Origin of the sequence: Escherichia sp. GZ89, assembly GCF_019366485.1 — a bacterium.
GTDB lineage: Bacteria > Pseudomonadota > Gammaproteobacteria > Enterobacterales > Enterobacteriaceae > Escherichia > Escherichia fergusonii.
Genome location: NZ_JAEOHX010000004.1, coordinates 201,906 through 220,121, shown reverse-complemented (window position 1 = coordinate 220,121; position 18,216 = coordinate 201,906). Strand labels below are relative to the sequence as shown.

The following is an 18,216-nucleotide window of genomic DNA, read 5'->3' as shown; positions in this document are numbered from 1 at the left end:
CCTTAGCGTGGTTTCAGGGTCGCGATAAGAAAGTCTTTCGAACTTTCTACTTTGCCCTGCTGAATGGCCGCAGCCGGATCGACGTGTTTCGGGCAGACTTCGGAGCAGTAGCCCACGAAAGTACAGCTCCATACGCCATTCTGGCTGTTCAACTGCGCCATACGCTCCTTCTTACCGTGGTCGCGGCTATCTTCGTTATAACGATGCGCCAGCGTAATGGCAGCCGGACCGATAAACTCTGGGTTCAGGCCAAACTGCGGGCACGCGGCGTAGCACAGACCACAGTTGATGCAACCGGAGAACTGGTGATACTTCGCCATCTGCGCCGGGGTCTGGATGTTAGTACCCTGATCCGCAGTGCGGGAGTTGCCGATGATGTACGGTTTGATCGCTTCCAGACTTTCGATAAAGTGAGTCATATCGACCACCAGATCGCGTTCAATCGGGAAGTTAGCTAACGCTTCAACCTTCATACCGTCGGTGTAGTCACGCAGGAAGGTTTTGCATGCCAGTTTTGGCACGTTGTTAACCATCATGCCGCAGGAACCACAAATCGCCATACGGCAGGACCAGCGGTAGCTCAGGTCCGGTGCCAGGTTGTCTTTGATATAGCCCAGCGCATCCAGTAATGAGGTAGTTGCGTCATAAGGCACTTCATAGAATGCGCTATGCGGTGCGGTATCGACTTCCGGGTTATAGCGCACCACCTCAATTTTCAGGTTTTTCATCTCAGCCATTCGCCTTCTCCTTCTTATTGGCTGCTTCCGCCTTATCGGCTGCATCCGCTTCGCCACCGTAAACGCGTTTAGCTGGCGGCAGCGTAGTAATCTTCACGTCGCTGTACTCCAGGCGAGTAGTGCCATCAGCATCGCGGAAGGCGAGGGTGTGTTTGAGGAAGTTGACGTCATCACGCTCGGTGCAACCTTCGTCCAGACGCTGGTGCGCGCCGCGAGACTCTTTACGTGCCATTGCAGAGTGCGCCATACATTCAGCAACGTTCAGACCGTGGCCCAGTTCAATGGTGTAGAGCAGGTCGGTGTTGAACACGCTGGAAGTGTCGGTGATGCGCACGCGCTTGAAGCGTTCCTGTAGCTCAGCCAGCTTGTCGATGGTTTTCTGCATCAGTTCCGGCGTACGGTAGATACCGCAACCTTCTTCCATAGCCAGGCCCATTTCGTCGCGGATCTTCGCCCAGTTTTCGCCGCCATCCTGGTTAACCAGATCTTTCAGACGTTGTTCAACGCCAGCAGCCTGCGCTTCAATTGCCGCTTCGTTGCCATTACCGGCAGTTGCTGCACGTTCTGTCGCTTGTTCACCGGCCAGACGACCGAAGACCACCAGTTCCGCCAGGGAGTTGGAGCCCAGACGGTTTGCACCGTGCAGACCAACAGAGGAACATTCACCCACGGCGAACAGACCTTTAATGCGGGTTTCACAGTTCTGATCGGTTTCGATACCGCCCATGGTGTAGTGTGCGGTCGGACGTACTGGAATCGGTTCTTTAACCGGATCGACGCCAACGTACGCTTTCGCCAGTTCGCAGATGAACGGCAGACGTTCATGCAGTTTTTTCTCGCCGAGGTGACGCAGGTCGAGATAAACCACATCGCCACGCGGCGTGGAGATGGTGTTGCCTTTACGCCATTCGTGCCAGAAGGCCTGAGAAACTTTGTCGCGTGGACCCAGTTCCATATATTTGTTTTTCGGCTCGCCCAGCGGAGTTTCCGGGCCCATGCCGTAATCTTGCAGATAACGGTAGCCATTTTTGTTGACCAGAATACCGCCTTCACCGCGGCAGCCTTCGGTCATCAGGATACCGGAACCTGGCAGACCGGTTGGGTGATACTGAACGAATTCCATGTCACGCAGCGGAACGCCGTGGCTTAGCGCCATACCCATACCGTCACCGGTAACGATACCGCCGTTGGTGTTGTAACGATAAACGCGACCCGCACCGCCGGTAGCCATAACGACCGCGTTAGCGCGGATCTGCACCAGCGTGCCTTCCATCATGTTCATTGCCACCAGGCCGCGAACATGACCATCATCAACCAGAATATCCAGTACGAAGTGCTCGTCAAAACGCTGGATCTGCGGGAATTGCAGAGAGGTCTGGAACAGCGTGTGCAGCATATGGAAGCCGGTCTTATCGGCGGCGAACCAGGTACGCTCGATTTTCATGCCACCGAAGCGACGTACGTTGACGCTACCATCCGGGCGACGACTCCACGGGCAGCCCCATAACTCAAGTTGAGTCATTTCAGTAGGGCAATGATGAACAAAATAGTCCACGACATCCTGTTCACACAGCCAGTCGCCACCGGCTACTGTATCGTGAAAGTGGTATTCAAAGCTGTCATGATCTTGCGCGACAGCGGCAGACCCCCCTTCTGCAGCAACAGTGTGGCTGCGCATTGGGTATACTTTTGAGATTAGTGCGATTTTTGCATTAGGATTTGCCTGCGCGGCAGCAATTGCAGCACGTAATCCCGCGCCACCGGCGCCTACAATGGCAAGATCGGCTTGAAAGGTTTGCACGACATTCCTCCAGATTATTGTTACTTCGCAGCCTCATAATTCCAGGCAAAGCGCCTGAAAAATACCGACTACGAACGCTATTCCACTGCTCCTTTATAGGTACATCAGTATAGTCTTACGCACTCCTGGAAAATTTGACGTGTTCGAATTTTTTGGCAGGCAAGTGGCCTGAATTATCACTGATTTTGATTAATTTAATTACGAAACCAGCGGTTTGCACTTTTTTTAATCTTTCTTTTTCATCTGAATAATAACGTGCAAAATTTGTCTCCCCGACGCGATACGAGTAGACTTCCTGCCCTTGTCATAAACAGGAGAAAGCATCATGAGCGAAACGGCAACCTGGCAGCCGAGCGCATCCATCCCAAACCTTTTAAAACGTGCAGCGATTATGACGGAAATTCGGCGTTTCTTTGCCGATCGCGGCGTACTGGAGGTGGAAACGCCTTGTATGAGCCAGGCAACGGTTACAGATATTCATCTCGTCCCGTTTGAAACGCGTTTCGTAGGCCCTGGGCACTCTCAGGGGATGAATCTTTGGTTAATGACCAGCCCGGAATACCACATGAAACGCTTGCTGGTAGCCGGTTGCGGGCCAATCTTTCAGTTGTGTCGTAGTTTCCGCAATGAAGAGATGGGGCGACATCACAATCCTGAATTCACCATGCTGGAGTGGTATCGTCCCCACTATGACATGTATCGACTGATGAATGAAGTGGATGATCTACTGCAACAAGTTCTTGATTGTGCCCCTGCGGAAAGTCTTTCATATCAGCAGGCCTTCCAGCGTTATCTGGAGATTGATCCTCTCTCTGCCGACAAAGCGCAGCTTCGGGAAGCGGCAGCAAAACTCGATTTGAGTAACGTGGCTGACGAAGAAGAAGATCGTGACACTTTGCTACAACTGCTCTTTACCTTTGGTGTAGAACCAAATATTGGTAAAGAAAAACCGACATTTGTGTATCATTTTCCGGCCAGTCAGGCATCACTGGCGCAAATCAGTACCGAAGATCATCGGGTCGCTGAACGCTTTGAGGTTTACTATAAAGGTATTGAGCTGGCGAATGGTTTCCATGAATTAACGGATGCTCGTGAACAAGAGCAACGATTCGAGCAGGATAACCGCAAACGTGCCGCGCGCGGGTTACCGCAGCATCCTATTGATCATAACCTGATTGAGGCGCTGAAAGTTGGGATGCCTGACTGCTCTGGCGTGGCGCTGGGGGTGGATCGCCTGGTCATGCTGGCGTTGGGGGCTGAGCGTTTGTCTGACGTTATTGCCTTTAGTGTCGATCGGGCATAATTCTGAAAAATTACTGAATCAACCGCGAAGAATGGCGTGATAGGCGCCATTCTGTAGCATATATTTTCATTTTTCCGCTAAAGACCACAATTTAAGACTGGATATTTGATATCATCCAGGTATCAATTCTGTATTGGTTTTCACGCTGCCCGCTCAATGTTGGGCAGTGCAGTTCAGTGGGCGCGTTTTATACACGCGCTGAAATGAAGGATGGTTTCATGCCTCACACGATAAAAAAGATGAGTCTGATAGGACTCATATTGATGATCTTTACTTCCGTATTTGGATTTGCCAATAGCCCATCGGCTTATTACTTAATGGGTTATAGTGCGATTCCCTTTTATATATTTTCTGCATTGTTATTCTTTATTCCATTCGCCTTAATGATGGCTGAAATGGGAGCTGCTTATCGCAAAGAAGAAGGCGGTATCTATTCCTGGATGAATAATAGTGTCGGACCACGTTTTGCCTTCATTGGTACATTTATGTGGTTTTCCTCTTATATCATCTGGATGGTGAGTACCTCCGCGAAAGTTTGGGTACCGTTCTCAACATTCCTCTATGGTAGCGACATGACCCAGCACTGGCGTATTGCCGGACTGGAGCCTACGCAGGTGGTTGGTCTGCTGGCAGTGGCATGGATGATTCTGGTCACCGTCGTTGCTTCAAAGGGGATTAATAAAATTGCCCGCATTACTGCGGTGGGCGGTATTGCAGTAATGTGTCTGAATTTAGTATTGCTGTTAGTAAGCATTACTATTTTGTTATTAAATGGTGGGCATTTCGCGCAGGATATTAATTTCCTTGCATCACCGAACCCAGGTTATCAGTCCGGTCTGGCAATGCTATCGTTTGTGGTATTTGCTATTTTTGCCTATGGCGGAATTGAAGCGGTTGGTGGTCTGGTCGATAAAACGGAAAATCCAGAAAAGAACTTTGCCAAAGGTATTGTTTTTGCCGCTATTGTTATTTCAATCGGTTATTCGCTGGCAATATTTTTATGGGGCGTCAGCACAAACTGGCAGCAGGTATTAAGTAATGGTTCCGTTAACCTCGGCAATATTACCTATGTGCTGATGAAGAGCCTCGGAATGACTCTGGGTAACGCACTGCATTTGTCACCTGAAGCGTCATTGTCGCTGGGTGTGTGGTTTGCGCGTATTACCGGACTGTCGATGTTCCTCGCCTATACCGGTGCGTTCTTTACGCTTTGCTATTCACCGCTGAAAGCCATCATCCAGGGGACGCCGAAAGCATTGTGGCCGGAACCGATGACTCGCCTGAATACGATGGGTATGCCTTCTATCGCAATGTGGATGCAGTGCGGGCTGGTTACTGTCTTCATCCTGCTGGTTTCGTTTGGTGGCGGTACCGCATCGGCGTTCTTTAACAAACTGACGCTGATGGCGAACGTGTCTATGACGCTTCCTTACCTGTTCCTCGCGCTGGCTTTCCCATTCTTTAAAGCACGTCAGGATCTCGACAGACCGTTTGTGATTTTCAAAACACATATGTCGGCAATGATTGCGACAGTGGTTGTCGTACTGGTGGTGACATTTGCGAACGTGTTCACCATCATTCAACCTGTGGTTGAAGCCGGAGACTGGGACAGCACATTGTGGATGATTGGCGGCCCTGTCTTCTTCTCGCTGTTAGCGATGGCGATTTACCAGAACTATTGCAGCAGAGTGGCAAAAAATCCGCAGTGGGCGGTGGAATAACCCGATGCCCTATCGTCTGCCTGACGATAGGGCGCAATGACAGGGAATTAGCGGGATTTCGTATGCGCTATAGCGAAATTAAGCGACCGATTATCTCATGAGTGCGCGCATGTTTGTCTTGTGCTGCATCTGGTTTGTTGTAGCGATCCCCTGGATAGTCATCACTTCCACGCTGGACAAAGAGTGGATGATTGATGAAGGTGGGGTTAAAAATATCTGCCATGTGCTGGAGTATCTGGAAAATGACGATACCCGTGATGTCGGTGTGATAATGACGTTACCGCTCTTTTTCCCCTTTTTCTGGTTCGCGCTGTGGCGAAAAAAACGCGGTTGGTTTATGTATGCCACCGCACTGGCTATTTTCGGCTACTGGTTGTGGCAGTTTTTTCTGCGCTATCAGTTTTGCTTGTGAGCCGGATGGGGTCATCCGGCACAAAACCTTACAAACTTCCTGCCTGACGACCTTTGCCCGCAGAAGTTAATGTTCTTCCCGTTTGCTTACCGTTGAGGCTTTCCAGACGCATCTGGAAGGGCGGGAATGGCATATCAATACCGTGGGTATGGAATCCTGCCAGAATCAGCTGGTGAATCTCATGGCGTAGTGGCATGCGGTGACCCATCTCAGCGGCGTAAATACGCAGCTCGAAAATCTGAATCCCCTGTTGCAGATCCACCAGGAAGACTTCCGGTGCTGGGTTATCGATTACCAGCGAGCAGCGACGCGCTGCGGTTAGCAGGATTTCCGTCACTTCTTCACTGTTGGCATCGGCAGGGGCCGGAATTGTCAACACCACGCGCGTGACCGAGTCAGAGAGAGACCAGTTGATAAACTGCTCGGTAATAAACGCCTTGTTTGGCACGATTATCTCTTTACGGTCCCAGTCGCTGATGGTGGTGGCGCGGGTGTTAATTTTCGTCACACTACCGGTAAGATCGCGGATCGTTACCGTATCGCCAATGCGAATCGGTTTTTCGAACAGGATTATCAGGCCAGAGATAAAGTTGGCGAAAATTTCCTGCAAACCAAAACCGAGACCAACACCGAGCGCGGCGACCAGCCACTGCAATTTCGACCACTCAATACCAATCATTGAGAAGCCGACCAGCCCGCCAATCAGCATCAGCAGATATTTGGTGATGGTGGTGATGGCGTAACCAGTGCCCGGCGTTAAATCGAGGTGCTGCAAAATCGCCAGTTCCAGCAGCGCGGGCAGGTTGCGCACCAGCTGCGTGGTGATGATAAACACCAGAATGGCAATCAGCACCGCACCGAGGGTAATCGGCTCCAAACTTTCTACGCCCTGTACCGTGGAAGTGACATCCCACAGCGAAATATTTTCAAGGAAGCCGAAAGCGGAATGGATTTCTGACCACAGCACAATGACCGAAAGCAAGGCGATCAACATCAAAATTGAGCGCACCAGCCGCAAGGATTGCGCACTGATGGCATCGAGATCGACTTCACTTTCATCGACTTCAATTGCCCCTTCCGGGCTACTGTGATGATGCGCTTCCTCTTCGCCACGCGCACGCTGCGCTAACATCTCTGCCCGGCGATGCTTCGCCCGGTCAAACGCCAGCCTGCGGCGTTGGATCAGCATCCAGCGGCGGATAACGTGATAAACCACTAATAGTAGGAACCAGATGGCAACTGAGGTTTCAAGCCTTGCTAACAGTGCCTGCGCCGTTGCCAGATAACCCACCGCCGACGCCAGAATGGCAACCAACGGCGCGCCAATCATCATGTTCCACAGCATATGGTTGGTAATGTTGTCGCCGCTGCCTTCTTTGTTGAGATACAACGGAATCCCGGCCTTTTTCAGGCTGAGGGTGACTACCGCCAGTGCACCGCAAATGAGGATAAAACAAAGCCGTCCCAGCGAACCGGAGAATTCACGGTCGTCGAGGTTATCGAACATCATCAGCGCCATAATCAGCGGCACAATAAGCCCGATGCTCATCAGGTAGTAACGCATCCCACGGGAAACCCGTTCGCGTGGCCAGCCGAAATGAGCGATAAACAAGCCGTTCGGACGGGCAAAGGTGGCACAAATCATCACTACCCACAGCAGCGGTACGGTGGCCGTTACGCCATCACCAATTGCGACCGCCAGCGGATAAGGCCACGCCTCGCGCAAGCCGTAACCCAGCGTCATCCACAGCACCGGTAGCGGTGATGCGACGAGAATCGACCAGAAAAGGGTGCGCAACGTCAGCCAGAAGTGATCCTGAGTCACTTTGCCGACTTTCGCCGCCGAACGTTCAAGAAAACGGGTGAAATAGCGGCGTGAGTAAATACTGCAACCGACCAGAATCAACGCGCCAAACAGCGGCAAAATCGTCTCTTTGCTGGTCAGCATCATTACGCTGGCTTTGCCCAACTGACTGAAGGTGTCCAGCGAAATGAGACGACGCAGATCCTGGGCGATCTCCAGCGGCCAGGCGATGGTCATCGGGCGCACGTCAGAAGTCCAGAACAGGTATCGGTGCGTCGCTTCATTCACTTCTTTCAGCGCATCTTCCAGTTGCCCGTTGGAGACTTTCAGCTTGGTCAGCTCCAGCAGTAACGTATCGCCGCCCTGTAACAATGAGTTAAGTAACTCACGCTGAGTGCGTAGCTGTGCTTCCAGAATACGGTTTTGCTCGGCGGTCAGCGGCTGACCGTCTGCCTGATGGATTTGTCGTAGCAGCGGCTGTTTATTAAGCAGATCCTCATAACGTAACCGTTGCACACGCAACTGCGCCATTTCGGTATCAAGCTGTTGTGGTTTTGGCATTTCCGGCAGCCGTGCCACCTGCGCCCGCAACGCTTCGCCGAGCAGGTTGGACGATCCCAGCCATTGTGATTGTTCACGCAGCGTATTCAACGCCTGCCGGACCTGTAACGTCTGGCTGGCAGCCTGACGCTGTTGCGAGGCAACGAGATCCATCCGCTGCGCCTGTTGATTCAACGCCGCCGACAGCTCGCGGTTAATTTTGAATTGCGCGACGATATCTTTCGGCAAATCGGCACTGTTTTCCGCCAGAAGTTCGGTGCTTTCCAGCGCCCGCTCCGCCTCAAGCTGACGTTGGCTGTTCAACTGATTACGCAAGGCCTGCAAATATGCATCCAACTGCTGGCTCTCTTTTTCCGCCAGCTCTGAGCGTAAACGCGCTAATTCCTGGCGGTTATTGGCAGACAGCTGCGCCAGTTCCAGTTCATCAACGAGCGCCTTCAGTCGCGCAGAGTCAGACTGCAAAGCAAAATTTTGCGCCTGATTAAGCGGGGTATTGCCGGTAAGCGTTCCAAGGCGGCGCTCGATTTCATTCAACTGGCGGCGGGCGTCAGTTTGCTGTTGCGGCAGTTGATTCAGCGAATCGGCAATCTCGCGGGCGCGCTCTTGCTCTTGCTGGGCCTGACGGCTCTTATCCAGTAACTGACTGCTGACCTGGAGAATTTCCTGATTCAGCGCGTCGGTAGACATTCCCGGCGTTACGCTGCGCGGCTCGTCACGCATGTTGTTTAATTGCGCGCGCAGAGTAGCGGAGAGTTTCGGGTAATTATCAATGACTTCTTGATATTGCTTGATGCGCTCAAGGGAACCTTTTCGTTCCTCAAGCGCATTTAAGGCGGACTGGAGTGCCTCTACGACTTCCGGCTGAGCGGGTTTCGCCGCTTTTGCCTGCTCCAGTTCCTGGGTGATTTGTTTACTATCGGGGGCCGTCGCGGCGTACGCCCCCCAACTGAGGCACCAGGCCATCAGAAAAGTGATAATCAGGCGCACGTCAGCGTTTCCTTTGATGGATTAGACCTGGTCTTTTTTATCGTCAACCAATGGGCTGGCGTCGTGTTCTGCCTCGATCTCTTCAGCAGGAAGCGGGGCAGGTTCAGAGTCTGGCGTAACAAAGGTTTCGGTAGATACTGCCAGCGGCTGGCCAATTTTCGTGACAGACAGGCTTTCCAGTTGCTCAACCAGATTAACTTTACCCGGTGCAAACAGGTTGATAACGGTAGAGCCGAGTTTAAAGCGCCCCATTTCCTGGCCTTTCAGCAGCGCCACAGAACCGTCGTTTTCTCCGGCAGGCCAGGTCCAACGCTTGATGATGCCTTCGCGCGGCGGCGTAATGGTGCCCGCCCAGACAGTTTCAATGCTGCCAACAATCGTCGCCCCGACCAGAATCTGCGCCATCGGGCCAAATTCGGTATCGAACAGGCAGATCACGCGTTCGTTACGGGCAAACAGATTCGGCACGTTCTGAGCGGTGAGATGGTTAACGGAGAAGAGATCGCCCGGCACATAGATCATCTCACGCAGAATACCGTTGCACGGCATGTGTACGCGGTGGTAGTCACGCGGGGAGAGGTAAGTGGTCACAAACGTACCGTTACGGAAAAGATCCGCCATCAGATAGTTCCCTGCCAGCAGAGCTTCGAGGCTGTAGTTGTGGCCTTTAGCTTGCAGGATTTTATCTTCTTCGATTTTACCTAACTGGCTGATAACGCCATCGGCAGGCATGACCAGTACATTAGGATCGGTATCGATTGGGCGTACTTCGTCACGCAGCGGACGGACAAAGAATTCGTTAAAGGTGCGGTAGCTGGCGGTGTCCGGCTTTTGCGCCTCTTTCATGTCGACCTTGTAGTATTTAACGAACAGATCGATAACCAGTTTTGTCAGCCATCCTGCCCGCTTGCTTGCGCCCCAACCCGCCAGGCGAGTAAGCCATAATTTCGGCAGAATGTACTGTAGCGAAAGTTTAAATGAATTTAACAAGGTAGCCTCCAGGCCATTGTTTTGTCGTTCCTGATCCGGCCTACATGCCGGATCCTGAAAAAAAGGGGACGATTCTAACGACGGTTAGCTTAATTGTCAGTCATCCGTATCAGAAAAGTTTTTACGCGTTTTTACCTGCGCCATGCTTTCCAGAATACGGTGATAGTTTTCGAAACGGGTTTCCGCGATTTTCCCTTCCTCAACCGCTTCCCGGATAGCGCAGCCCGGATCGGTATCGTGTTTGCAATCGCGATATTTACACAGACCTAAGTAGTCATGGAATTCGACAAAGCCCTGAGTGATTTGTTCCGGCTCCAGGTGCCAAAGGCCGAACTCGCGCACACCAGGGGAGTCAATCACATCACCGCCGTGCGGGAAGTGATACAGCCGAGCGGCGGTCGTGGTGTGCTGACCGAGACCCGAGTTGTCAGAGACGTCGTTGGTCAGGATCTCTTTTTGCAGCCCCAGCAACGCGTTCAGCAGGCTGGATTTGCCTACGCCAGACTGCCCGGCAAAAATACTGATGCGCCCGGTCAACGCCTCTTCCAGCGGTTTCAGCCCATCCTGAGTATGGCTGGAAACCATCAATACGCGATAACCGATATTGCGGTAGATATCCATCTGCTCGTTGACGAATGCCATGCCTTCGTCGTCCAGCAGGTCTATCTTGTTGAGCACAATAATCGGCTCAATTTGCAAGGTTTCGCAGGCCACCAGGTAACGGTCGATAATATTGAGCGACAGCTCCGGCAAAATGGCGGAGACAATAACAATCTGGTCGATGTTGGCGGCAATAGGTTTCACGCCATCGTAGAAATCCGGGCGCGTTAACACCGAGGTGCGCTCATGCACCGCTTCCACGATCCCTTTGACATTTACGCCTTCCGCCGCCAGTTTACCCGGACGCCAGACTACGCGGTCGCCGGTCACCAGCGAACGGATGGTACGGCGAATATTGCAGCGGTGAACGTCGCCATCGGCGGATTCCACATCAGCGTGCATACCAAAGCGGCTGATGACGATACCTTCATCAGGCTCGCCAAACAAATTGTCGTCGTAGTCGGGCTTCTCCTTAGACGTTTTAAGACGACGCTGGTGATTGGCGTTCACGCGGCGCTGCTGGCCTTTGGAGAGTTTATTTTTACTCAATCGTACTGACTCCTGGTCGCCCCTGATGGGCAAAACATCTATGATACACGCAATTGTGGATCAATATAGTCACTGTGAATGGGTGGAAAATAGCATGAGTGCCAATGAAAACAACCTGATTTGGATCGATCTTGAGATGACCGGTCTGGATCCCGAGCGCGATCGCATTATTGAGATTGCCACGCTGGTGACCGACGCCAACCTGAATATTCTGGCAGAAGGGCCGACCATTGCAGTACATCAGTCCGATGAACAGCTGGCGCTGATGGATGACTGGAACGTGCGCACCCATACCGCCAGCGGGCTGGTGGAGCGCGTGAAAGCGAGCACGATGGGCGATCGGGAAGCTGAACTGGCAACGCTCGAATTTTTAAAACAGTGGGTGCCTGCGGGAAAATCGCCGATTTGCGGTAACAGCATCGGCCAGGATCGTCGCTTCCTGTTTAAATACATGCCGGAGCTGGAAGCCTACTTCCACTACCGTTATCTGGATGTCAGCACACTGAAAGAGCTGGCGCGCCGCTGGAAGCCGGAAATTCTTGATGGTTTTACCAAAAAGGGGACGCATCAGGCGATGGATGATATCCGTGAATCGGTGGCGGAGCTGGCTTACTACCGCGAGCATTTTATCAAGCTGTAATACGAAATCGGGGCGTGGTGATTACGCCCCGGCAAATGATTACTGTGTAAACCACTTCTCTTGCATTTGCGCGTATTCGGGCGAGGCTTTGACCTTATCAAGTGCCGCGTTGATTTCTGCCAGCAACGCATCATTGCCTTTGCGTACCGCGATACCTAAACCTTTACCGTAATACTCCGGATCTTTTGCCCGTTCGTCCATGATGGCGTAATCCGGGTTGTTTTTAAGCCATTTGCCAATGGCTGCAACATCACCAAAAACACCATCCAGTCGGTTGCTTTTCAGATCGGTAAATGCATTCAGATAACTGTCATAGGCGACAGCTGTAATCTCTTTTTGCTTATCTTGCAGATATCGCTGATGAGTGGTGCCATTTTCCAGACCGATTTTTTTGCCTTTCAGTTCTGCGAAACTGTTGTAAGCCCCTTTGCGAGTGACAACCACAGCTGATAGCCCTTCATAGTAGGGTTGGCTGAAAGAAACCTGTTGTTCTCGTTTGGCTGTCATATCCATCCCCGCGATGACGGCATCAAACTTTTTGAAGCGTAATCCGGGGATAAGGCTGTCAAAGCTCTGATTTGTAAACTGACACTCTGCCTGCATCTCTTTGCAAACTGCTTTGGCAACATCAATATCGAATCCTACGATTTGATTGTCTGCGTCAACAAATTCATACGGAGCATAGGTTGCAGAAGTGCCGAAATGCAGTGTTTTGGTGTTTGCGGCAGTAGCCTGAAAGGAGAGCCCGGCGAGGAGCATGACAAGTAATTTTTGTTTCATCTGATTCCCTGATATTCCATGTTGTGTTGTGGACTGCCCAAGGCTGTGTGCTACGCTTTTATCTGCCTGGGGCAACAGACAGATTCTGTCCTTTTAGGCGGAGAGTGAAAAGTTTTTTGTTAAGCTGTTCGTTTTTCGCTAGATTTGTCGAATAAATCAGCATTCAAACAATTTTTGCGAAAAAATTCGTTTGGGGGGTTGCAGAGGGAAAGATTTCTCGTATAATGCGCCTCCCGTAACGACGCAGAAATGCGAAATTACGAAAGCAAAAATTAGGTAGTACGCGGGAATAGCTCAGTTGGTAGAGCACGACCTTGCCAAGGTCGGGGTCGCGAGTTCGAGTCTCGTTTCCCGCTCCAAAATTTGCAAAGTGCTGTAAAGCACAGACCACCCAAGCGGGAATAGCTCAGTTGGTAGAGCACGACCTTGCCAAGGTCGGGGTCGCGAGTTCGAGTCTCGTTTCCCGCTCCAAAATTTGAAAAGTGCTATAAAGCACAGACCATCCAAGCGGGAATAGCTCAGTTGGTAGAGCACGACCTTGCCAAGGTCGGGGTCGCGAGTTCGAGTCTCGTTTCCCGCTCCAAATTCTTCTCCAAGTAAAATATCCACAGCGATGCGATGCGTTATTGCTGGTTTTTATTGTCTCTGACAAACTCTTGTAAACAGAGTTATCCACAGGCTCAGGCTGATATCTTAATCTCAAAGAAACTTCGCACGGTGAATAGTATTTTTTTAACTTATTGATATATAAGTTGAAAATTAAGATCTCGTTTTGTCGAGTCGATCACTTGACGATTTTATTCGTCTTGAATTGCAATGCGTTTTTATTTTTATTCACAAGCTGTGGATGAATCAGGCATCTCGTGGTAATCCCTTTTCAATGACCCGAACCAGACGCTGTTTTTTCGGTAGTTGTACCTCCACGACGCACGCATTTCGCCTCTCGATTTGCTGCGCAATCGCCCACGCTATGTGCTCATCAAGAAGTGGGTGCTCACCTTTACGACTTTCCAGCGCTGTCAAAATCGTTTTATCCCAGGGGGCATTGCCTAATGCCACGGCGATATTACGCAGCCAACGCAGGTGACCTATACGGCGAATCGCCGAACCTTCCGTGACTTTTAAAAACTTCTCTTCACTCCAGGCGAATAACTCAATGAGTTCCGGTGCGTGTAGTGGTTTGCGCGGGCTGAAATCGTCTTCTTTAGTGAGTTGCGAATAGCGATTCCACGGGCAGATAAGCTGGCAGTCATCGCAACCGTAAATACGGTTTCCCATCAATGGACGCAGCTCTTCCGGGATCGCCCCTTCCAGTTCAATGGTGAGATAAGAGATACAGCGGCGAGCATCGACGGTATATGGCTCGACGATGGCGCCGGTCGGGCAAATCGTCATACAAGCCACGCATTTACCGCATCCTTCCTCGACCGGTTGATCCACGGGCAGCGGAATATCGACCAGTAATTCACCTAAAAAGAAGAACGAACCGGCCTCGCGATTGAGGATAAGTGAGTGCTTACCTGTCCAGCCAAGACCTGCTTTTTCAGCTAACGGGCGCTCGAGAATAGGCGCAGAATCGACAAACGGTCTAAAATTCAGCGAAACACAATGTTGCTGAATCATCTCGCCCAGCTTTTTGAGTCGGTTGCGCAGAAGTTTGTGATAGTCACGGCCCAACGCATAACGACTTACATAGCCGAGTTTGGGGTTTTTCAGCGTGCTGGCAAATGCGGCGTTAGCAGGAAGGTAATTCATCCGCACGCTGATGACGCGCAGCGTACCGGGCAATAACTCGTGGGGGCGGGCGCGCAGCATACCGTGACGCGCCATCCAGTCCATTTCGCCGTGGTATTGTTTGTCCAGCCATGCTTGCAGTTTGGGCTCGGACGCGCTGAGATCGGTATCGGTAATGCCTACCTGCTGAAAGCCCAGTTCTAGCCCCCACTGTTTAATTTTTTGCGCTAACTGATTGAGATCGAGGGGCTCTGACATGACGGACCATACAATGAAGAAAAACCCCGTAAGTATACCACATACCGTCTGGCACGCCGACGATATCCGCCGCGGCGAACGCGAGGCGGCAGATGCGCTGGGGCTTACACTCTATGAATTGATGCTTCGCGCTGGTGAAGCCGCATTTCAGGTGTGTCGTTCGGCTTATCATGATGCCTGCCACTGGCTGGTGCTGTGCGGTCATGGCAATAACGGCGGCGATGGTTATGTGATTGCGCGGCTGGCAAAAGCGGTCGGCATTGAGGTCACGCTGCTGGCCCAGGAAAGTGACAAACCGTTACCGGAAGAGGCCGCGCTGGCACGCGATGCATGGTTAAACGCGGGAGGCGAGATCCATGCTTCGAATATTGTCTGGCCTGAGTCGGTAGATCTGATTGTTGATGCGCTGCTCGGTACCGGATTGCAGCACGCGCCCCGCGTATCCATTAGCCAGTTAATCGACCACGCTAATACTCACCCTGCGCCGATTGTGGCGGTTGATATCCCTTCCGGCCTGCTGGCTGAAACTGGCGCTACGCCAGGCGCGGTAATCAACGCCGATCACACCATCACTTTTATTGCGCTGAAACCTGGCTTGCTCACCGGGAAAGCCCGGGATGTTACCGGAAAACTGCATTTTGACTCGCTGGGGCTGGACAGTTGGTTGGCAGGTCAGGAGACGAAAATTCAGCGGTTTTCGGTAGAACAACTTTCTCACTGGCTGAAACCGCGTCGCCCGACTTCGCATAAAGGCGATCACGGGCGGCTGGTGATTATTGGTGGCGATCACGGCACGGCGGGGGCTATTCGTATGACGGGGGAAGCGGCGCTGCGTGCTGGCGCTGGTTTAGTCAGAGTGCTGACCCGCAGTGAAAACATTGCGCCACTGCTGACCGCACGACCGGAATTGATGGTGCATGAACTGACTATGGATTCACTTACCGAAAGCCTGGAATGGGCCGATGTGGTGGTGATTGGTCCCGGTCTGGGCCAGCAAGAGTGGGGGAAAAAAGCCCTGCAAAAAGTTGAGAATTTTCGCAAACCGATGTTATGGGATGCCGATGCATTGAACCTGCTGGCAATCAATCCTGATAAGCGTCACAATCGCGTGATTACGCCGCATCCTGGCGAGGCCGCACGGTTGTTGGGCTGTTCCGTAGCAGAAATTGAAAGTGACCGCTTACATTGCGCCCAACGTCTGGTACAACGTTATGGCGGCGTAGCGGTGCTGAAAGGTGCCGGAACCGTAGTTGCCGCGCATCCTGACGCTTTAGGCATTATTGATGCCGGAAATGCAGGCATGGCGAGCGGCGGCATGGGCGATGTGCTCTCTGGTATTATTGGCGCATTGCTTGGGCAAAAACTGTCGCCGTATGATGCAGCGTGCGCGGGCTGTGTCGCACACGGTACGGCAGCTGACGTACTGGCAGCCCGTTTTGGAACGCGCGGAATGCTGGCGACCGATCTCTTTTCCACGCTACAGCGTATTGTTAACCCGGAAGTGACTGATAAAAACCATGATGAATCGAGTAATTCCGCTCCCTGATGAGCAGGCAACATTAGACCTGGGCGAGCGGGTAGCGAAAGCCTGCGATGGTGCAACCGTAATCTATCTGTATGGCGATTTAGGCGCAGGTAAAACCACCTTTAGCCGGGGCTTTTTACAGGCTCTGGGTCATCAGGGTAATGTCAAAAGCCCCACTTATACGCTGGTCGAACCCTATACGCTCGACAACTTAATGGTGTATCACTTTGATTTATACCGCCTTGCCGATCCCGAGGAGCTGGAGTTTATGGGGATCCGCGATTATTTTGCCAACGATGCCATCTGCCTGGTGGAGTGGCCACAACAAGGTACAGGTGTTCTTCCTGACCCGGATGTCGAAATACACATTGATTATCAGGCACAAGGCCGTGAGGCGCGCGTGAGTGCGGTTTCCTCTGCGGGTGAATTGTTGCTGGCGCGTTTAGCCGGTTAACCTTTGAAAGGTGGCGGGATGATGTATCGCATCAGAAATTGGTTGGTAGCGACGTTGCTGCTGCTGTGCGCGCAGGCTGGCGCCGCTACGCTCTCTGATATTCAGGTTTCTAACGGTAATCAACAGGCGCGAATAACATTGAGTTTTACTGGCGATCCTGATTACGCGTTTAGCCATCAAAACAAACGCACCGTGGCGCTCGATATCAAACAAACGGGCGTGATTCAGGGGCTACCGTTGTTGTTCAGCGGTAATAATCTGGTGAAGGCGATTCGCTCTGGAACGCCTAAAGATGCACAAACGCTACGGCTAGTGGTCGATCTCACCGAAAATGGTAAAACCGAAGCGGTGAAGCGGCAGAATGGTAGCAATTACACTGTCGTCTTTACGATTAACGCCGATGTTCCGCCACCGCCTCCTCCGCCGCCTGTGGTTGCGAAACGCGTTGAAACGCCTGCGGTTGTCGCACCGCGCGTCAGCGAACCGGCGCGCAATCCGTTTAAAACGGAAAGTAACCGCACTACGGGTGTTATCAGCAGTAATACGGTAACGCGTCCGGCAGCGCGCGCGACGGCTAACACTGGCGATAAAATTATCATCGCTATTGATGCAGGACACGGTGGTCAGGACCCTGGCGCTATCGGCCCCGGTGGTACGCGGGAGAAAAATGTCACCATCGCCATCGCACGTAAATTGCGTACTTTGCTCAATGACGATCCAATGTTTAAAGGCGTTTTAACCCGTGACGGGGATTACTTTATCTCGGTGATGGGGCGCAGCGATGTGGCACGTAAGCAAAACGCCAATTTCCTCGTGTCGATTCACGCTGATGCCGCACCGAACCGCAGTGCGACTGGCGCTTCCGTATGGGTGCTCTCTAACCGTCGCGCCAACAGCGAAATGGCCAGCTGGCTGGAGCAGCATGAGAAACAGTCGGAGCTGCTGGGCGGAGCGGGCGATGTACTGGCGAACAGTCAGTCTGACCCGTATTTAAGCCAGGCGGTGCTGGATTTACAGTTCGGTCATTCCCAGCGGGTAGGGTATGATGTAGCGACCAGTATGATCAGTCAGTTGCAACGCATTGGCGAAATACATAAACGTCGACCAGAACATGCCAGCCTTGGCGTTCTGCGTTCGCCGGATATCCCATCAGTACTGGTCGAAACCGGTTTTATCAGCAACAACAGCGAAGAACGTTTGCTGGCGAGCGACGATTACCAACAACAGCTGGCAGAAGCCATTTACAAGGGCCTGCGCAATTATTTCCTTGCGCATCCGATGCAATCTGCGCCGCAGGGGGCAACGGCACAAACGGCCAGCACGGTGACGACGCCAGATCGCACGCTGCCAAACTAAGGAT

General features: G+C 52.2%; 15 protein-coding genes and 3 tRNA genes. 11 read left to right on the top strand and 7 right to left on the bottom strand.

Translation table 11 applies throughout. The features are described 5' to 3' along the window. Positions 1 to 2: 2 nt before the first annotated feature. Both frdB and frdA read right to left on the bottom strand, forming a co-directional pair. A complete protein-coding gene (gene frdB, locus K0335_RS09365; RefSeq protein ID WP_000829498.1) occupies positions 3 to 737 on the bottom strand; it encodes a fumarate reductase iron-sulfur protein in 735 nt (244 codons plus the stop codon). Next, the gene (frdA, locus tag K0335_RS09360) at positions 730 to 2,538 is read right to left on the bottom strand and encodes a fumarate reductase (quinol) flavoprotein subunit (RefSeq protein WP_001192973.1); all 1,809 of its coding nucleotides are present in this window, start codon (positions 2,536 to 2,538) and stop codon (positions 730 to 732) included. The genes frdB and frdA overlap by 8 nt, the downstream gene beginning before the upstream one ends. A gap of 325 nt (positions 2,539 to 2,863) precedes the next feature. On the opposite strand from frdA, the gene epmA reads away from it, so the two are divergent. The 3 genes from epmA (at position 2,864) to K0335_RS09345 (ending at position 5,974) form a co-directional block, all read left to right on the top strand. Further along, complete coding sequence (epmA, locus tag K0335_RS09355) at positions 2,864 to 3,841, top strand: elongation factor P--(R)-beta-lysine ligase (RefSeq protein ID WP_000004800.1); 978 nt, start codon at positions 2,864 to 2,866, stop codon at positions 3,839 to 3,841. A 218-nt stretch (positions 3,842 to 4,059) separates the two neighbouring features. Continuing rightward, positions 4,060 to 5,562 carry a glutamate/gamma-aminobutyrate family transporter YjeM gene (gene yjeM, locus K0335_RS09350; RefSeq protein ID WP_104919873.1) on the top strand — a complete coding sequence of 501 codons (1,503 nt, stop codon included), beginning with the start codon at positions 4,060 to 4,062 and terminating at the stop codon, positions 5,560 to 5,562. A 97-nt stretch (positions 5,563 to 5,659) separates the two neighbouring features. Further along, positions 5,660 to 5,974 (top strand): YjeO family protein, encoded by a 315-nt coding sequence (locus K0335_RS09345; RefSeq protein WP_001276181.1) that lies wholly within the window; start codon positions 5,660 to 5,662, stop codon positions 5,972 to 5,974. A gap of 28 nt (positions 5,975 to 6,002) precedes the next feature. Here K0335_RS09345 and mscM read toward each other — a convergent pair whose 3' ends face one another. The 3 genes from mscM to rsgA all read right to left on the bottom strand — a co-directional run bounded on the left by mscM (position 6,003) and on the right by rsgA (position 11,465). Continuing rightward, positions 6,003 to 9,326, bottom strand: coding sequence for a miniconductance mechanosensitive channel MscM (gene mscM, locus K0335_RS09340; protein WP_104919874.1), 3,324 nt, complete (start codon positions 9,324 to 9,326; stop codon positions 6,003 to 6,005). Positions 9,327 to 9,347: 21 nt separating this feature from the next. Then, a complete protein-coding gene (gene asd / locus K0335_RS09335; protein ID WP_000934929.1) occupies positions 9,348 to 10,316 on the bottom strand; it encodes an archaetidylserine decarboxylase in 969 nt (322 codons plus the stop codon). A gap of 96 nt (positions 10,317 to 10,412) precedes the next feature. Then, complete coding sequence (rsgA, locus tag K0335_RS09330; RefSeq protein WP_000041957.1) at positions 10,413 to 11,465, bottom strand: small ribosomal subunit biogenesis GTPase RsgA; 1,053 nt, start codon at positions 11,463 to 11,465, stop codon at positions 10,413 to 10,415. Between the two features lie 94 nt (positions 11,466 to 11,559). Between rsgA and orn the strand changes: the two genes are divergently transcribed. Next, the gene (gene orn, locus K0335_RS09325) at positions 11,560 to 12,105 is read left to right on the top strand and encodes an oligoribonuclease (RefSeq protein WP_160193808.1); all 546 of its coding nucleotides are present in this window, start codon (positions 11,560 to 11,562) and stop codon (positions 12,103 to 12,105) included. A gap of 39 nt (positions 12,106 to 12,144) precedes the next feature. Here the strand turns inward: orn and K0335_RS09320 are convergent, their stop codons facing one another. Further along, positions 12,145 to 12,885 carry an arginine ABC transporter substrate-binding protein gene (locus tag K0335_RS09320; RefSeq protein ID WP_000810815.1) on the bottom strand — a complete coding sequence of 247 codons (741 nt, stop codon included), beginning with the start codon at positions 12,883 to 12,885 and terminating at the stop codon, positions 12,145 to 12,147. Positions 12,886 to 13,168: 283 nt separating this feature from the next. Between K0335_RS09320 and K0335_RS09315 the strand changes: the two genes are divergently transcribed. From K0335_RS09315 to K0335_RS09300, 4 genes are all read left to right on the top strand, one after another. Next, a tRNA-Gly gene (locus K0335_RS09315) sits at positions 13,169 to 13,244 on the top strand. A 36-nt stretch (positions 13,245 to 13,280) separates the two neighbouring features. Continuing rightward, a tRNA-Gly gene (locus K0335_RS09310) sits at positions 13,281 to 13,356 on the top strand. 36 nt (positions 13,357 to 13,392) lie between these two features. After that, a tRNA-Gly gene (locus K0335_RS09305) sits at positions 13,393 to 13,468 on the top strand. Between the two features lie 233 nt (positions 13,469 to 13,701). After that, a complete protein-coding gene (locus tag K0335_RS09300; RefSeq protein ID WP_104917837.1) occupies positions 13,702 to 13,755 on the top strand; it encodes a hypothetical protein in 54 nt (17 codons plus the stop codon). On the opposite strand, the gene queG is transcribed toward K0335_RS09300, so the two are convergent. Next, positions 13,738 to 14,877 (bottom strand): tRNA epoxyqueuosine(34) reductase QueG, encoded by a 1,140-nt coding sequence (gene queG, locus K0335_RS09295; RefSeq protein WP_001294196.1) that lies wholly within the window; start codon positions 14,875 to 14,877, stop codon positions 13,738 to 13,740. The genes K0335_RS09300 and queG overlap by 18 nt on opposite strands. On the opposite strand from queG, the gene nnr reads away from it, so the two are divergent. Genes nnr through amiB form a run of 3 tightly spaced genes read left to right on the top strand, consistent with a single transcriptional unit; the run spans position 14,876 to position 18,212 of the window. After that, positions 14,876 to 16,423 (top strand): bifunctional ADP-dependent NAD(P)H-hydrate dehydratase/NAD(P)H-hydrate epimerase, encoded by a 1,548-nt coding sequence (nnr, locus tag K0335_RS09290; protein ID WP_160193809.1) that lies wholly within the window; start codon positions 14,876 to 14,878, stop codon positions 16,421 to 16,423. The genes queG and nnr overlap by 2 nt on opposite strands. Continuing rightward, entirely contained in the window at positions 16,395 to 16,856 is a 462-nt protein-coding gene (gene tsaE, locus K0335_RS09285; RefSeq protein WP_000981977.1) for a tRNA (adenosine(37)-N6)-threonylcarbamoyltransferase complex ATPase subunit type 1 TsaE, read from the top strand. Before nnr ends, tsaE begins: the two co-directional genes overlap by 29 nt. 18 nt (positions 16,857 to 16,874) lie before the next feature. Then, entirely contained in the window at positions 16,875 to 18,212 is a 1,338-nt protein-coding gene (gene amiB, locus K0335_RS09280; RefSeq protein WP_032185741.1) for an N-acetylmuramoyl-L-alanine amidase AmiB, read from the top strand. Positions 18,213 to 18,216: the final 4 nt, after the last annotated feature.

Excerpts from the sequence above, each read along its gene's own strand:
- frdB (WP_000829498.1), bottom strand. The coding sequence starts at position 737 with ATGGCTGAGATGAAAAACCTGAAAATTGAGGTGGTGCGCTATAACCCG.
- epmA (WP_000004800.1), top strand. The coding sequence starts at position 2,864 with ATGAGCGAAACGGCAACCTGGCAGCCGAGCGCATCCATCCCAAACCTT.
- yjeM (WP_104919873.1), top strand. The coding sequence starts at position 4,060 with ATGCCTCACACGATAAAAAAGATGAGTCTGATAGGACTCATATTGATG.
- K0335_RS09345 (WP_001276181.1), top strand. The coding sequence starts at position 5,660 with ATGAGTGCGCGCATGTTTGTCTTGTGCTGCATCTGGTTTGTTGTAGCG.
- orn (WP_160193808.1), top strand. The coding sequence starts at position 11,560 with ATGAGTGCCAATGAAAACAACCTGATTTGGATCGATCTTGAGATGACC.
- K0335_RS09320 (WP_000810815.1), bottom strand. The coding sequence starts at position 12,885 with ATGAAACAAAAATTACTTGTCATGCTCCTCGCCGGGCTCTCCTTTCAG.
- nnr (WP_160193809.1), top strand. The coding sequence starts at position 14,876 with ATGACGGACCATACAATGAAGAAAAACCCCGTAAGTATACCACATACC.
- queG (WP_001294196.1), bottom strand. The coding sequence starts at position 14,877 with ATGTCAGAGCCCCTCGATCTCAATCAGTTAGCGCAAAAAATTAAACAG.
- tsaE (WP_000981977.1), top strand. The coding sequence starts at position 16,395 with ATGATGAATCGAGTAATTCCGCTCCCTGATGAGCAGGCAACATTAGAC.
- amiB (WP_032185741.1), top strand. The coding sequence starts at position 16,875 with ATGATGTATCGCATCAGAAATTGGTTGGTAGCGACGTTGCTGCTGCTG.